The sequence below is a fragment of the Methylobacterium aquaticum genome (assembly GCF_016804325.1).
Lineage (GTDB): Bacteria > Pseudomonadota > Alphaproteobacteria > Rhizobiales > Beijerinckiaceae > Methylobacterium > Methylobacterium aquaticum_C.
Genome location: NZ_CP043627.1, coordinates 3,888,118 through 3,902,914, shown reverse-complemented (window position 1 = coordinate 3,902,914; position 14,797 = coordinate 3,888,118). Strand labels below are relative to the sequence as shown.

Here is a 14,797-nt window from a genome sequence, read left to right as displayed (position 1 = left end):
GTGAGCCTCGAAGGAGGCCTCCAGAAGACGCGACGATCTCTGGAGGCCTCCTTCGAGGCCCGCTTCGCGGGCACCTCGGGATGAGGTGAGAGAGTGGGAGGCGCCGAATGATGTTCAGCTCTCGTCAGATCAAGCCGCTCACACAGGCTCCGAGGTTCTGAAGCCGATGCCGGTCATCCCCACCAGCGCCGACCTCACCTCCGGGGCGGCGGAGCAGAACCGCGTCGCCTGGGGCGAACTACGCCAGGCCCTCAAGAGCCACCGCGCCAAGGCCGCCGCCGGCGGCCCGGCGCGGGCCCGCGAGCGCCACGTCGCCCGCGGCAAGCTCCTGCCGCGCGACCGGGTGTTGCGCCTGCTCGATCCGGGCTCGCCCTTCCTGGAGGTCGGGGGACTGGCCGCCCACGGCCTGTACGGCGAGGAGATCCATGCCGCCGGGATCATCACCGGCATCGGCCGGGTCGCCGGCCGCGAGGTGATGGTGGTCTGCAACGACGCCACCATCAAGGGCGGCACCTACTACCCGCTGACGGTGAAGAAGCACCTGCGGGCGCAGGAAATCGCGCTCCAGAACCGGCTGCCCTGCCTCTACCTCGTCGATTCCGGCGGCGCCAACCTGCCGCAGCAGACGGAAGTCTTTCCCGACCGCGAGCATTTCGGCCGCATCTTCTACAACCAGGCGCAGATGTCGGCCGCCGGCATCCCGCAGATCGCCTGCGTGATGGGTTCCTGCACGGCCGGCGGCGCCTATGTGCCGGCGATGTCGGACGAGAGCGTGATCGTGCGCCGCCAGGGCACGATCTTCCTCGGCGGACCGCCGCTCGTGAAGGCCGCGACCGGCGAGGTGGTGAGCGCGGAAGACCTCGGCGGCGCCGACGTCCATGCGCGGCTGTCGGGCGTCGCCGACCATTACGCCACCGACGATGCCCATGCGCTCGCCATCCTGCGCCGCATCGTCGGGGGGCTCAACACCGTCAAGCGGCCCGACCTCGACATCGCGGCCTCCGTCGATCCGGCCTACGACGCGGCCGACCTCGATGCCCTGGTGCCGACCGACCTGCGCAAGCAGTACGATGCCCGCGAGCTGATCGCCCGTCTCGTCGACGGCTCGGAATTCGACGAGTTCAAGCGGCTCTACGGCACCACGCTGGTCACCGGATTCGCGCGGCTGCACGGCATGCCGGTGGGCATCATCGCCAATAACGGCATCCTGTACTCGGAGAGCGCGCTGAAGGGCGCGCACTTCATCGAATTGTGCTGCCAGCGCCGCATCCCGCTGATCTTCCTCCAGAACATCTCCGGCTTCATGGTCGGGCGCGAGGTCGAGGCCGGCGGCATCGCCAAGAACGGCGCCAAGCTCGTCACGGCGGTGGCGACCGCCGCCGTCCCGAAGCTCACGGTGATCGTCGGCGGCTCGTATGGGGCGGGCAATTACGGCATGTGCGGCCGGGCCTATTCGCCCCGCTTCCTGTTCGCCTGGCCGAATTCGCGCATCTCGGTGATGGGCGCCGAGCAGGCGGCGAGCGTGCTCGCCACCGTCAAGCGCGACAACATCGAGGCCGGGGGCGGCGCCTGGAGCCCGGAGGAGGAGGAGGCGTTCAAGGCGCCGATCCGCGCCGGGTTCGAGGAGGAGGGCTCGCCCTACTACGCCACGGCGCGGCTGTGGGACGACGGCATCATCCTGCCGGAGGAGACGCGCCGGGTGCTAGGCCTGTCGCTCTCGGCCTGCCTCAACGCGCCGGTGCCGGAGACCCGGTTCGGCCTGTTCCGGATGTGAGGACCGTCATGACCACACGCCGCCTCGCCTCCGTCCTGATCGCCAATCGCGGCGAGATCGCCTGCCGGGTGATCCGCACCGCCAGGCGCCTCGGGATGCGCACCATCGCGGTCCATTCCGAGGCCGACCGCGACGCGCTCCACGTCGCGCTCGCCGACGAAGCCCACTGCATCGGCCCGGCCCAGGCCTCCGACTCGTATCTGCGCATCGACCGCATCCTGGAGGCCGCCCGCGCGAGCGGGGCCGCGTGCATCCATCCGGGCTACGGCTTCCTGTCGGAACGGCCGGATTTCGCGGAGGCCTGCGCGGAGGCCGGCATCGTCTTCGTCGGCCCGCCCGCCTCGGCCATCCGCGCCATGGGCCTCAAGGATGCGGCGAAGGCGCTGGTGGCGCAAGCCGGCGTGCCGGTGGTGCCGGGCTATCACGGCGCCCGCCAGGACCCGGATTTCCTCGCCGCGGAAGCGGCCGCGATCGGCTACCCCGTCCTGATCAAGGCGGTGGCCGGCGGCGGCGGCAAGGGCATGCGACGGGTCGAGGGGCCGGAGGGCTTCGCGGACGCGCTGGCTTCCGCGCAGCGCGAAGCCCAGAACGCGTTCGGCGATCCGCGGGTGCTGGTCGAGAAGTACATCCTCTCGCCGCGCCACGTCGAGATCCAGGTGTTTTGCGATGGCCACGGCAATGCCGTGCACCTGTTCGAGCGCGATTGCTCGCTCCAGCGCCGGCACCAGAAGGTGATCGAGGAGGCGCCGGCCCCCGGCATGCCCGACGAGGTCCGAACGGCGATGGGCCGGGCCGCCGTCGAGGCGGCGAAGGCGGTGGGCTATGTCGGCGCCGGCACGGTCGAGTTCATCGCCGACGGCCGCGAGGGGCTGCGCCCCGACGGCTTCTGGTTCATGGAGATGAACACCCGGCTCCAGGTCGAGCATCCGGTGACCGAGGCGATCACCAGCCACGACCTCGTCGAGTGGCAGTTCCGGGTCGCCTCCGGCGAGCCCCTGCCGGTCGACCAGGCGGGGCTCGCGATCCACGGCCACGCCGTCGAGGCGCGGCTCTATGCCGAGGACCCGGATCACGGCTTCCTGCCCTCGACCGGCCCCTTGCGGGCGCTGACCTTGCCGGAAGGGGAGGGAATTCGGGTCGATACCGGCGTGCGGGAAGGCGACCGGGTGACCCCGTTCTACGACCCGATGATCGCCAAGGTGATCGCCCACGGCGCCACCCGGGACGAGGCCCTGGACCGGCTGGCGGGGGCGCTCGGCCGCACCCTGGTGGCGGGCCCGAAGACCAACGTCGCCTTCCTGAAGGCGCTCGCCGAGGCGGACGATTTTCGCGCGGGCCGCTTCGATACCGGCTTCATCGACCGCGACCTCGCGGCCCTGACGGCGCCGAGCCCGCACCGCGACGCCGCGATCCGGGCCGGGATCCGGGCGCTGGTGGCGCAAGCGATGCCGGCCCGCACCGGCTCGCCCTGGGACGCGGCGGACGGGTTCCAGCTCGGCGAGGCCCGGCGCCAGAGCCTTCCGTTCGTGCTCGAGGGCGAACCGGCCGAGGCGGTGCTGCATTGGGGCCCGTCCGGCCTCGCGGTCGAATACGGCGAAGCCGGCCCCGAACCCGCTGCGCTCACGGTGGTCGACGCGCCGCCCGGCGTGCTGGTGCTGGCCGAGGGTCGCCAGATCGCCCTCGCTCCGCCCGACCCCTTCGCGGTCGATCTCGACCACATCGACCAGGGCGGCACCATCAAGGCGCCGATGCACGGCCGCCTCGTCTCGGTGCTGGTCGCCCCCGGCGACACGGTGGTGCGCGGCCAGCGCCTCGCGGTGGTCGAGGCGATGAAGATGGAGCACGCGCTCACCGCCCCCTCCGACGGCATCGTGGCCGAGGTCGCGGCTGAGGCCGGCCAGCAGGTCGCCGAGGGCGCCCGCCTGATCACCCTGACGACGGAGGACGCCGCGTGAGCACGCTTCCCGCTTCGACCCACCCGCGCGGCGGGTTGTACTTCGAGGATTTCGAGGTCGGCGCGACGCTCCGCCATCGCCTCACCCGCACGGTGACGCAGATGGACAACATGCTGTTCTCCAACATGACGCTGAACCCGCAGCCGCTCCACATCGACGCGCATTTCTGCGCCACCGAGACCGAGTGGGGCAAACCGCTGATGAACTCGCTGTTCACGCTCGGGCTGATGATCGGCATCTCGGTCAACGACACCACGGTCGGCACCACCATCGGCAATCTCGGCATGACCGAGACCCGCTTTCCCGCCCCGCTCTTCGAGGGCGATACGGTGAGCGTGACGACGGAGGTCGTCGCCAAGCGCGAATCGCGCTCGCGGCCGACCGCCGGCATCGTCGACTTCGTCCACCGCGCCTACAATCAGGACGGCACGCTGGTGGCGGAGTGCCGCCGTCAGGCGATGATGCGCAAGCGACCCGTGGCGGAGGCTTGAGAGCGTGTTCAGGGGGCATCGTCCTGCAGAAGAAATCGCCCCCTGCCTCCTACCCACTCACCTCATCCTGAGGTGTTGGCCGATTGAAAATCGGCTGACCTCGAAGGAGGGCTCCAGACGTCTCGGCGATCCCTGGAGACCTCCTTCGAGGTCAGTCCATCTGCGATGAACCGACACATCAGGATGAGGTCGATGGATGGGACGCAGCCCACAACACGAAACCATTCCTGATAAAACACGCTCGAATAGGCTTTGTGAAAGATGCGCTCGCTGCTGTTCGTTCCCGGTGATTCCCCCGCAAGCAGGAGAAGGGCCTGGAGGTCGGGGCCGACGCCCTGATCCTCGACCTGGAGGATTCCGTCGCGTTGCCCGAGAAGGGGAAGGCCCGCGAGGTCGCCGCGGGCTTCCTGGCGCGGATGCGTGCCGTCGCCGGCCGGCCCAGGCTCTACGTCCGCGTCAACGCCCTCGATACCGGGCTGACCGAGGACGACCTCGCCGCGGTGATGCCGCACGCCCCAGACGGGATCATGCTGCCGAAGGCCGAGGGAGGCTCGAGCGTGGCGCATCTCGGCGCGCGCCTGGCGGTCCACGAGGCCGAATACGGGTTGGAGGACGGCGCCACCCGCATCCTGCCGATCGCCACCGAGACGGCCCGGGCGGTCTTCGCGCTCCAGAGCCTGCCGGGATCGAGCCCGCGGCTGTCGGGCGTCACCTGGGGGGCGGAGGACCTGTCCGCCGATCTCGGCGCGGAGACCAATCGGGCCGAGGACGGCGCCTGGACCGCCCCGTTCGCGCTCGCCCGCAACCTGACCCTGATGGCGGCGGCGGCCTCCGAGGTCGATGCCATCGACACCATCAACGCCCATTTCCGCGATCTCGACGGCCTCGCCCGCGAGTGCCGCGCCGCGCGCCGCGACGGCTTCGTCGGCAAGATGGCGATCCACCCGGCGCAAGTGGCGGTCATCAACGAGGCCTTCACGCCGACCGACGCCGCGCTCGCCCAGGCCCGCAGGGTCGTGGCCGCCTTCGCGCAATCGCCGGGGGTCGGCGTGGTCGGGATCGACGGCGAGATGTTCGACCGGCCGCATCTGCGCCGGGCGGAACGGCTGCTGGCGCGGGTGGGGTGACACAGCGCATGGCAGTCGGTGGAAATGCCTGCGCTCGGCGCGCCCTGGAAGGACATGCGCTTGAGCAGTTCCGGGCCGGGCGGCTGACCCAACCCGAATTGCGCCGCCTCCTCGGTTTCGGCACGCGCACTGCGCTCGACGCCTTTCTGAAGGAGCGAGGCGTCTACACTGATGACGATCATGCAGACCTGATGCAGGATCTGCGTGATCTCGACCGCCTCGGCCTGTGACTCCGTGGCGGTGCTGGCCCTCTCACGGGGCTTCGAGCGGGGCGACACTCATCCTGAGGCCGAGACGGTCCAGCAGATCGATCACGGCGGTCAAATGCGGCGCTCCCGCCTGCACCTCGCCGCGAGCGAGGCCGCGGGCCCGTGCAACGATGTCGAGCGCGTGAGCGACCAGGGCTGGATCGTCCTCAGTGAGCGCGGCGTCGAGATAGGCGGCAATCCGTTCCGGGCTGTCGAGGTAGTCCGCCGTATCGTAGGGGGTGAGCAGGGCATCGGTCATGGGCGTCACCACCGACATTCAGAGAGAAGCTGCCAAGGCCTTCGCTCGGCGGATATCGCGCGACTGAGAGGACTTGTCGCCGCGATCACAAATCCTTCGTTTCAATCGTGACGCAGCGCGCGACCAACACGCGGGCTTTAGGGAGGACGCCGCATATGCCACACCACGAAGCCCCCCAGACTGCAGAATCCACCCTCTTCACCCGCCTGCCCGCCGCCCTCGCCGCCGCCCTCCAGGCCCCGGCCTACGCCACCCACCTCGCGGGCATCGACCCCGCCGCCGTGACCGACCGGGCGGCGCTCGCCCGGTTGCCGGTCCTGCGCAAGGGCGAGATGCCGGCGCGCCAGCGCGAGGCTTTGCCCTTCGGCGGCTTCGTGCCCGGAGCGGCCGGGGCGTTTCCCCGCCTGTTCACCTCGCCGGGGCCGATCTTCGAGCCGCAGCGGGCGGGCGAGGATCCGTGGGGCGGGGCCCCGGCGCTCGCCGCCGCGGGCTTCAAGGCCGGCGAGGTGGTGCTCAACACCTTCGGCTATCACCTGACGCCGGGCGGCTTCATCTTCGACACCGCCGCCCGCGCGCTCGGCTGCGCGGTGATCCCGGCCGGGCCCGGCAATACCGAGCAGCAGCTCGACCTGATCGAGGCCTACCGGCCGGCTGGCTATGTCGGCACGCCGGACTTCCTCAAGGTGCTGCTCGATGCGGGCCGGAAGGCCGGGCGGGACGTGTCGTCGCTCGTGAAGGCGCTCGTCTCCGGGGCGGCCTTCCCGGCCTCGCTCCAGGCCGAGTTCAAGGAGCGCGGCATCGCCGCCGCCCAGGCCTACGCCACCGCCGATGTCGGCTTCATCGCCTACGAGACGCCGAAGGGGGAGGGGCTGCGCGTCGCCGACGGGCTGATCCTCGAGATCGTGCGGCCGGGCACCGGCGATCCGGTGCCGGAGGGCGAGGTCGGCGAGATCGTCGTCACGGTGCCCGATCTCGACCGGCCGCTGATCCGCTACGCGCTCGGCGACCTCACGGCGGCCTTGCCCCACGGCCGCATCCGCGGCTGGATGGGCCGCGCCGACCAGGCCGCCAAGGTGAAGGGCATGTTCGTGCGCCCCGAGCAGGTCGCCGAGATCGCCCGCCGCCACCCCGATCTCGGCCGCCTGCGCCTGGTGGTGAGCCGGGCCGACGAGGCCGACGTCATGACCCTGCGGGCGGAATCCGCAACGACGGAGGCCGCTCTCGCGGAGTCCGTCGCCGAGACCCTGCGGGCGGTGACGAAGCTGCGCGGGGCGGTCGAACTCGTCGCCCCCGGCAGCCTGCCGAACGACGGCAAGGTGATCGCGGACGAGCGGCCGGTGGGCTGACGGAAGCGAGGCCGCCAGCCCTCTGCGGCATTCAGGCCGCCCGGACCTGGGCCAGGAACCGCTCGACCTCGGCCGCGAGGCGCTCGGACTGGCGCGACAGGTCGGAGGCCGAGACCAGGACCTGGCTCGCCGCCGCCCCGGTCTCCTCCGCCGCGCCCGCCACGCCGGCGATGTTGCCCGTCACCTCGCCGGTGCCGGCGGCGGCCTGCGCGACGTTGCGGACGATCTCCTGGGTCGCCGCACCCTGCTCCTCGACCGCCGCGGCGATCGAGGTCGCCACCGTCGAGATCTCCTCGATCCGCGCGGTGATCTGGCCGATGGCGCCCGCCGCCTGTCCCGTGGAGGCCTGGATCGTGGCGATCTGGCCCGTGATCTCCTCGGTGGCTCGTGCCGTCTGGCCGGCGAGTTCCTTCACCTCGGCGGCCACCACCGCGAAGCCGCGGCCGGCGGCGCCCGCGCGGGCCGCCTCGATCGTGGCATTCAGCGCCAGGAGGTTGGTCTGGGCGGCGATCGACGAGATCAGCCCGACCACGTCGCCGATCCGGGCGGTGGCCTCGGTGAGAGCCTGGACCTGGCGGGCGGTCTGCCCGGCCTCGGCCACGGCGGCCTGGGCGAGCCGGGCCGAGCCGTCGACCTGGCGGCCGATCTCCTGGACCGAGGCGCCGAGTTCCTCCGCCGCGACCGCGACGGTCTCGACGTTGGAGGAAGCCTGCTCGGCCGCCGCCGCCACGGTGGTGGACTGGCTCGCGGTCTGGGTGGCCGTCGCGGTCATCGCCTGGGCGGTGCCGCGCAGCTCGCCCGAGGCGGCGGCGACCCCGGCCACCACGCCGGTGATCGAGACCTCGAAACCCAGGATCAGGTCGTTCAGCGACGCGGCACGGCGCATCCGGCGCAACTCCTCGGCTTCGCTCTCGCCGCGCAGGCGCTCGCGCTCGACGGCGTTGTCGCGGAAGACCAGCACGGTGCGGGCCATCGCCCCGACCTCGTCGCGGCGTTCCGCCTCCGGCACCGCGAGATCGGTGCGTCCCTCGGCGAGGGCCGCCATCGTGGCGCGCAGGCGCGCCATCGGCCGCACGACCGAGCGGACGATCAGCAGCGAGACGCCGCCGAGCACCAGCAGGATGACGAGGCCGGCGAGGGCGAGGCGCTGGACCTGCTCGACGATCATCGCCCGCAGGTCGCTGACGTATTCGCTGACGCCGATATAGATGTCGAACGGCGCGTAGTAGCGGAACAGGCCGATCTTCGGCACGGTCGCAGTCTCGCCCTCCGGCACCCAGGTATAGCGGAAGGTCGCCGCGCCGTCGCGCTTGGCCCGGGGCATGACGTCGGCGACGTAGCGGAATCCGGTTGTGTCGGTCACGCCCATCAGGTTGCGGCCGACCACCTTCGCGGCGGGGTGGGCGACCACGGTGCCGGTGCCGTCGTTGACGAACAGGTAGTTGTCGCGGCCGTGCCGCATCGCCGCGATGTCGGCGAGCGCCGCCTCGCGGGCGGCCGATTCGCCCATCTCGCCCTTCGCCGCCTTCTGGCGGTAGCGCTCGACGATGTTGGCGGCCGCCTCGGTGATGAGCGCCATGCGCTCCATGCGCTGTGCCAGCATCGCCTCGTACTGATAAGTCAGCGCGATCCCGCCCAGCGCGACCAGACTTAAGGCCGCGAGCGCGATCAGCAAGGCGAACTTGCGGGGAAGGGTGAGCACGAACATCAGGCCGCCACTCCGGATCCGGTCCTGCGCCGGATGTCCCCCGGACCTAGATCTGCGGTCGTGAACGGCCGGTATACATTGTTAGCTCTTGTGGCAATTTATTCGCCGGCGGCGAATGCTTGCCCATGCGGCAGCATGAGGGGGCGAGCCCCTAGCCGATCCCGGCCCTCAACACGCCGCGCCGCCGGGCCGGCACGGGAACGGCCTGCGTCTCGCCCCCGCGGGCGAGCGCCAGCACCATCCCGGTGAAGATGGCCTGCAACCCGTCCGTCGAGAGGCGCCCCCCCGGCTTGTACCAGGTGCAGATGCCCGACAGCATGGCGAGGATGGCGAGCGTCGCCATCCGGGTGTCGCTCAGGCGGAACTCGCCGGTGGCGCAGCCGTGGTCGAGGATGTCGCCGAGCTTGCGCTCGTAATCGCGCCGCATCGCCACCACGGCGGCGAGGTTGTCCGGCTCGAGGCTGCGCAGCTCCGAGTAGCAGATGAACACCTCCTGCGCCCGCTCGACGTGGTAGGCGACGTGGAACTCGGTGAACCGGGTCAGCCGCGCCTCGGCGCTGCCCTCCGGCAGAAGCGCCGCGTCGAGGGCCGCGTGCAGGTCGAGCATGTGGCCGCGGATGAGGTCGAACAGGAATTCCTGCTTGTTGCGGAAGTAGTTGTAGAGCGAGCCCTGCTGGATGCCGACCTCGGCCGCGAGCTGGCGCAGGCTCATCGCGGCATAGCCGTGGGTGGCGATGAGCTTGAGCCCCGCCCGCCGGATGGCCTCCTCGGTCCGCGGTCCCGACGAGCCTGCGATACGCGCCATGCTGCCTCTAACCCCGCCCTCACGGGGTCCAGCGACCCCTCCCGGGGTCCCCCGACCCCACGACTTTCGTCGCGCCAGTGTAGCACTTGACGCTCGGAAAAAAACAGTCGAACGTATTTCCAAGGCGAATGATCCGGACACATACCGGGCATCCGCCAGAGGCAGAGCGGCGCCGGATACGAGCGCGGCCGCCATCCCAGGGAGGATCAGGCGTGGCGGAAACCCTTGCGGTTCGCCAGATCTCGTTGCGCTTCGGCGGCGTCAAGGCGCTGACGGATGTCAGCTTCGCGGTCGAGAAGGGCGAGCTGTTCTCGATCATCGGCCCCAACGGCGCCGGCAAGACCTCGATGATCAACTGCATCTCGGGCCGCTACAAGCCGTCCGAGGGCCAGATCCTGCTCGACGGCCGCGACATCACCAAGGCGACGCCGAACCAGCGCCCGAAGCTCGGCATCGGCCGGACCTTCCAGAACCTCGCGCTGTTCCACCACATGACCGTGCTCGACAACATCCTAGTCGGGCGCCACCACCTGATGCGCAACAACTTCGTCACCGGGTCGCTCTACTGGCTGCCGGGGGTACGGAGCGAGGAACTGGCGCATCGCCGCCGGGTGGAGGAGATCATCGATTTCCTCGACCTCCAGGCCTACCGCAAGGCGCCCGCCGGCACCCTCTCCTACGGCTTGCGCAAGCGCGTCGAACTCGCCCGCGCCATGGCGCTGGAGCCCAAGCTGATCCTCCTCGACGAGCCGATGGCCGGCATGAACCTCGAGGAGAAGGAGGACATGGCCCGCTACATCGTCGACCTCAACGAGGAGTTCGGCATGACCGTCGTGATGATCGAGCACGACATGGGCGTGGTCATGGACATCTCGCATCGCGTCATGGTGCTCGATTTCGGCCGCCGCATCGCGCTCGGCCGCCCCGAGGCGGTGCTCGCCGATCCGCATGTGCGAAAAGCCTATCTCGGCGAGGAAGACGAGGAGCCGGCCGCTCCCGAACCGGCGAGGGCCGCGTCGTGACGAGCGATTTCTCTGCCATCGCCCGCGAGGCCGACACCTTCCCGAAGCTCCTGCGCCGCAACGCCGCCGCGCATGCGGGCGAGGTGGCTTTGCGGGAAAAGATCTTCGGGTTGTGGCGCCCGACGACCTGGGCCGAGTACCACGCCCGCACCCGCGCCTTCGCGCTCGGCCTCTCCGGTCTCGGAATCGGCGCCGGCGACGTGGTCGGGCTGATCGGCGACAACCGGCCCGACTGGGTCGCCGGCGAGATCGCCGCCCATGCCCTCGGCGCCCTGTCGCTCGGCCTCTACCGCGATGCGCTCGAGGACGAGGTCCAGTATCTCCTGGCCTTTGCCGGGGTGAAGGCGGTGATCGCCGAGGACGAGGAGCAGGTCGACAAGCTCCTCAACCTCGCCGACGGCGTGCCGACGTTACGCCACATCGTCTATTGCGATCCCCGCGGGATGCGCAAATACGACGATCCGCGGCTGATCTCGGCCGATGCGCTCGCGGCGAAGGGCGAAGCCTTGCACGCGGCCGATCCCGGCCTCTACGACCGGCTGGTCGATGCGACCGACGCCGAGGCGGTGGCGATCCTCTGCACCACGTCCGGCACCACGGCGCGGCCGAAGCTCGCCATGCTGAGCGGCGGCCGGGTCCTGCGCCACTGCGCCCGCTACCTCGCCGCCGACCCGAAGGGGCCGCAGGACGATTACGTCTCGGTGCTGCCGCTGCCCTGGATCATGGAGCAGGTCTACGCGCTCGGCCAGGCGCTTCTCTCTCGCATGAAGGTCAACTTCGTCGAGGATGCCGACACGCTGATGCACGACTTCCGGGAGATCGCCCCGACCTTCGTGCTGTTCGCCCCCCGCGTCTGGGAGGCGGTCGCCGCCGACGTGCGCGCCCGGATGATGGACGCCTCGCCGTTCAAGCGCGCCCTCTACGAGCGCGGCATGAAGATGGGGCTCGATGCCCTCGACAAGGGCACCCGCTCGGGCGCCGCCGAGGCCCTGCTGTTCCGGGCGCTCCGCGATCGCCTCGGCTTCACGCGGCTGACCTCCGCGGCGACCGGCGGCGCGGCGTTGGGTCCCGACACGTTCCGGTTCTTCCGCGCCATGGGCGTACCGTTGCGCCAGCTCTACGGCCAGACCGAGACGCTCGGCGCCTACACCCTGCATCGCGGCGAGACGGTCGATTTCGACACGGTCGGCGTGCCGTTCGACGACAGCATCGAGATCCGGGTGCTGGACCCCGACCGCAACGGCATCGGCGAGGTGCTGGCGCGCCACGCCAACATGTTCCATGGCTACTACAAGGCCGATGCCAACACGCCGAGCGACGTGCGCGACGGCTGGATGCACACCGGCGACGCCGGCTACGTCGACAAGAAGGGCGAATTGGTCGTCATCGACCGGATCAAGGACCTTGCCGTCAACGTCCATGGCGAGCGCTTCTCGCCGCAATATATCGAGAACAAGCTGAAGTTCTCGCCCTATGTCGCCGAGGCCGTGATCCTCGGCGCCGGGCGCGAGTACCTGGCGGCCTTGATCTGCATCCGCTACGCGGTGGTGGCCAAATGGGCCGAGAAGAACCGCATCGCCTTCACGACCTACTCGGACCTGGCCTCGAAGCCGGCGGTGATCGAGCTGATCCGCCGCGAGGTCGAGAAGGTCAACCAGGGCCTCACCGACGTGCAGCGGGTCGCCAAGTTCGTGCTCCTCTACAAGGAGCTCGATGCCGATGACGGCGAATTGACCCGCACCCGCAAGGTCCGCCGCGGCGTCATCAACGAGAAATACGGCGATTTGATCGACACGATCTATGCCGGCGCGCCGAGCTACCGGGTCGATACGGTGATCCGGTTCCAGGACGGCACGACGCAGCGCATCCGCACCACCCTGCCGGTGATCGACCTCACGGCGGCCCCCGCCACCCTCGCCGCCGCCGAATAGGGGCCCTGAGGCCATGAACACCCATCTCCTGCTCCAGCTCGTCGTCAACGGGCTGATCGTCGGCGCCCTCTACGGGGTCGTGGCGATGAGCTTCGTCCTGATCTACAAGGCGAGCCAGGTCGTGAACTTCGCGCAGGGCGAGTTCCTGCTGATCGGCGCCTGGGTGTGCTGGTGGCTGCTCACCACCTACCAGCTGCCGTTCCTCGTCGGCATGGGCATCACCTTCGCGTTCATGCTGGTCTTCGGTATCGCGCTGCAGGTCGTGGTGCTGCGGCCGCTGATCGGCGAGCCGATCATCTCGGTCATCATGGTGACGATCGGCCTGTCGATCTTCTTCCAGGCGCTGTGCAAGTGGCTGTTCGGCGTCTTCGCCCAGCCCTTCCCGCCGATCTTCCAGACCCAGTCGGTGTCGTTCCTCGGGCTCGAGATCCAGACCGTCTATCTGATGAGCCTCGGCATCTCGGTCGCCATGATGGCGGGCTTCGCCTGGTTCTTCCAGTATTCGAAGCACGGCCTCGCCATGCGGGCCACCGCCTTCAACCAGCAGGTCGCGCAGTCGCTCGGCATCTCGGTGCGCAACGTGTTCGCGATGGCCTGGGCGATCTCGGCGGTGGTGTCGTCGGTCGCCGGCATCGTGGTCGGCATCGTCAACGGCGTGTCGTCGGCCCTGTCGCTCTACGGCATCAAGGTGTTCCCGGCCGTCATCCTCGGCGGGCTCGACTCTGTCGTCGGCGCGGTCATCGGCGGCCTCGTCATCGGGGTGCTGGAGAACGTCGCGCAATATGTCGACGGCCAGTACCTGCACTGGGGCAACCTCTACGAGATCGTTCCCTTCTACGTCCTGGTGGTGATCCTGATGATCAAGCCCTACGGCCTGTTCGGCACCCGCGACATCGAGCGCGTCTGATGGCGACCCAGAGCCTGATCCCCGCCGGCGACTACCGCACCACGTATGCCGCCGACACCACCATCTTCCCGACCGCCGGCAGCCGCTACGCGGTGTGGGCGGGGCTGGCCTTGCTGTGCTGCGCGCCCCTGGTGCTCGACCGCTACTGGCTGAGCCTCCTGATCCAGATCGGCTACTTCGCGGTGGCGGCTCTGGGCTTGAACATCCTGGTCGGCTTCACCGGCCAGATCTCGATCGGGCACGCCGCCTTCTTCGGCTTCGGCGCCTTCGCGTCGGCCTGGCTGTCGAACAATTACGGGATTCCGGTCTTCTTCGCGATCCCGCTCGCCGGCGTGATGACGACGGCGGTCGGCCTGATCTTCGGCCTGCCGGCGGCCCGGCTGAAGGGGCTCTACCTCGCCATCGCGACGCTCGCCGCGCAATACATCCTCCAGGATTTCTTCGCCCGGGCGAACTGGTTCACCGGCGGCGTGGCCGGCACCCATGCCGAGGCGTTCTCGATCTTCGGCTTCGCCTTCGACACCGACCACCGCTACTTCTACGTGGTGCTGGCCTACCTGGTGCTGACCTTCGTGCTCGCCACCAACCTGATGCGCTCCCGCGACGGCCGGGCCCTGGTGGCGGTGCGCGACCACTACCTCTCGGCGGAGATGATGGGGATCAACCTCACCCGCTACCGCACCCTGTCCTTCGGCCTCTCGGCCTTCTTCGCCGGCATCGGCGGGGCGCTCTACGCGCATTACCTGCAATTCGTCTCGGTCGAGGGGTTCGGCATCCTGCTCTCGATCCAGTTCCTCGGCATGATCATCATCGGGGGCCTCGGCACGATCATGGGCACGCTGATGGGCACCGCCTTCATGGTGCTGGTGCCCGAAGCCATGGGCTGGATCACCGACGCGGTCCGCGGCTCGGCCCTCGACCGGGCGCTGTCGCTCAAGGACAATCTGTCCTTCCTGCGCGAGATGGCGATCGGGCTCGTGATCGTGCTCTTCCTGATGTTCGAGCCCGACGGGCTCGCCCATCGCTGGCGCCAGATCAAGGCGTACTGGAAGCTCTACCCGTTCTCGCACTAGACCCGTCTTGACCTGGGGCGGCAGCGCCGTGAGCATCCCTCTCATCCCACCCGCGACCTCATCCTGAGGTGCCCGCGTAGCGGCCTCGAAGGAGGGCTCCAGCAAGCTCCGAGACTTCTGGAGCCCTCCTTCGAGGCTCGCTTCGCTCACA

The 14,797-nt window shown here is 69.7% G+C and carries 12 protein-coding genes and 1 pseudogene; 10 read left to right on the top strand and 3 right to left on the bottom strand.

The window, feature by feature from the left end:
* The first annotated feature begins 166 nt into the window (after positions 1–166).
* The 5 genes and pseudogenes from F1D61_RS17685 (at position 167) to F1D61_RS17665 (ending at position 5,577) form a co-directional block, all read left to right on the top strand.
* On the top strand, positions 167–1,774 hold the full coding sequence (locus tag F1D61_RS17685) for a carboxyl transferase domain-containing protein (RefSeq protein ID WP_203152982.1): 1,608 nt from the start codon (positions 167–169) through the stop codon (positions 1,772–1,774).
* Between the two features lie 8 nt (positions 1,775–1,782).
* Positions 1,783–3,729 carry an acetyl-CoA carboxylase biotin carboxylase subunit gene (locus tag F1D61_RS17680; protein ID WP_203152981.1) on the top strand — a complete coding sequence of 649 codons (1,947 nt, stop codon included), beginning with the start codon at positions 1,783–1,785 and terminating at the stop codon, positions 3,727–3,729.
* Positions 3,726–4,220, top strand: coding sequence for a MaoC family dehydratase (locus F1D61_RS17675; protein WP_246775390.1), 495 nt, complete (start codon positions 3,726–3,728; stop codon positions 4,218–4,220). Before F1D61_RS17680 ends, F1D61_RS17675 begins: the two co-directional genes overlap by 4 nt.
* 261 nt (positions 4,221–4,481) lie before the next feature.
* Positions 4,482–5,347, top strand: a pseudogene (locus tag F1D61_RS17670) (HpcH/HpaI aldolase/citrate lyase family protein).
* Between the two features lie 8 nt (positions 5,348–5,355).
* Positions 5,356–5,577, top strand: a complete 222-nt coding sequence (locus tag F1D61_RS17665) for a UPF0175 family protein (protein WP_203152980.1) — start codon at positions 5,356–5,358, stop codon at positions 5,575–5,577.
* Between the two features lie 22 nt (positions 5,578–5,599).
* On the opposite strand, the gene F1D61_RS17660 is transcribed toward F1D61_RS17665, so the two are convergent.
* A complete protein-coding gene (locus F1D61_RS17660) occupies positions 5,600–5,854 on the bottom strand; it encodes a DNA-binding protein (protein ID WP_203152979.1) in 255 nt (84 codons plus the stop codon).
* Positions 5,855–6,009: 155 nt separating this feature from the next.
* Between F1D61_RS17660 and F1D61_RS17655 the strand changes: the two genes are divergently transcribed.
* Entirely contained in the window at positions 6,010–7,200 is a 1,191-nt protein-coding gene (locus tag F1D61_RS17655) for a phenylacetate--CoA ligase family protein (RefSeq protein ID WP_203152978.1), read from the top strand.
* 31 nt (positions 7,201–7,231) lie between these two features.
* Here the strand turns inward: F1D61_RS17655 and F1D61_RS17650 are convergent, their stop codons facing one another.
* Complete coding sequence (locus F1D61_RS17650) at positions 7,232–8,908, bottom strand: methyl-accepting chemotaxis protein (RefSeq protein WP_203152977.1); 1,677 nt, start codon at positions 8,906–8,908, stop codon at positions 7,232–7,234.
* 151 nt (positions 8,909–9,059) lie between these two features.
* Positions 9,060–9,713: a TetR/AcrR family transcriptional regulator gene (locus F1D61_RS17645; RefSeq protein WP_203152976.1), complete on the bottom strand. Its 654-nt coding sequence runs from the start codon at positions 9,711–9,713 to the stop codon at positions 9,060–9,062.
* Between the two features lie 212 nt (positions 9,714–9,925).
* On the opposite strand from F1D61_RS17645, the gene F1D61_RS17640 reads away from it, so the two are divergent.
* The 4 genes from F1D61_RS17640 to F1D61_RS17625 are packed head-to-tail and all read left to right on the top strand — an operon-like array spanning position 9,926 to position 14,646.
* Positions 9,926–10,735, top strand: coding sequence for an ABC transporter ATP-binding protein (locus tag F1D61_RS17640; protein WP_203152975.1), 810 nt, complete (start codon positions 9,926–9,928; stop codon positions 10,733–10,735).
* Positions 10,732–12,666 carry a long-chain fatty acid--CoA ligase gene (locus F1D61_RS17635; RefSeq protein WP_203152974.1) on the top strand — a complete coding sequence of 645 codons (1,935 nt, stop codon included), beginning with the start codon at positions 10,732–10,734 and terminating at the stop codon, positions 12,664–12,666. The genes F1D61_RS17640 and F1D61_RS17635 overlap by 4 nt, the downstream gene beginning before the upstream one ends.
* Before the next feature lie 13 nt (positions 12,667–12,679).
* Positions 12,680–13,573: a branched-chain amino acid ABC transporter permease gene (locus F1D61_RS17630; RefSeq protein WP_048429761.1), complete on the top strand. Its 894-nt coding sequence runs from the start codon at positions 12,680–12,682 to the stop codon at positions 13,571–13,573.
* On the top strand, positions 13,573–14,646 hold the full coding sequence (locus F1D61_RS17625) for a branched-chain amino acid ABC transporter permease (protein WP_203152973.1): 1,074 nt from the start codon (positions 13,573–13,575) through the stop codon (positions 14,644–14,646). The genes F1D61_RS17630 and F1D61_RS17625 overlap by 1 nt, the downstream gene beginning before the upstream one ends.
* Positions 14,647–14,797 lie beyond the last annotated feature (151 nt).

Coding starts and splice junctions, on each gene's coding strand:
- F1D61_RS17685 (WP_203152982.1), top strand. CDS start 167: ATGCCGGTCATCCCCACCAGCGCCGACCTCACCTCCGGGGCGGCGGAG.
- F1D61_RS17680 (WP_203152981.1), top strand. CDS start 1,783: ATGACCACACGCCGCCTCGCCTCCGTCCTGATCGCCAATCGCGGCGAG.
- F1D61_RS17665 (WP_203152980.1), top strand. CDS start 5,356: ATGGCAGTCGGTGGAAATGCCTGCGCTCGGCGCGCCCTGGAAGGACAT.
- F1D61_RS17660 (WP_203152979.1), bottom strand. CDS start 5,854: ATGACCGATGCCCTGCTCACCCCCTACGATACGGCGGACTACCTCGAC.
- F1D61_RS17655 (WP_203152978.1), top strand. CDS start 6,010: ATGCCACACCACGAAGCCCCCCAGACTGCAGAATCCACCCTCTTCACC.
- F1D61_RS17650 (WP_203152977.1), bottom strand. CDS start 8,908: ATGTTCGTGCTCACCCTTCCCCGCAAGTTCGCCTTGCTGATCGCGCTC.
- F1D61_RS17645 (WP_203152976.1), bottom strand. CDS start 9,713: ATGGCGCGTATCGCAGGCTCGTCGGGACCGCGGACCGAGGAGGCCATC.
- F1D61_RS17630 (WP_048429761.1), top strand. CDS start 12,680: ATGAACACCCATCTCCTGCTCCAGCTCGTCGTCAACGGGCTGATCGTC.
- F1D61_RS17625 (WP_203152973.1), top strand. CDS start 13,573: ATGGCGACCCAGAGCCTGATCCCCGCCGGCGACTACCGCACCACGTAT.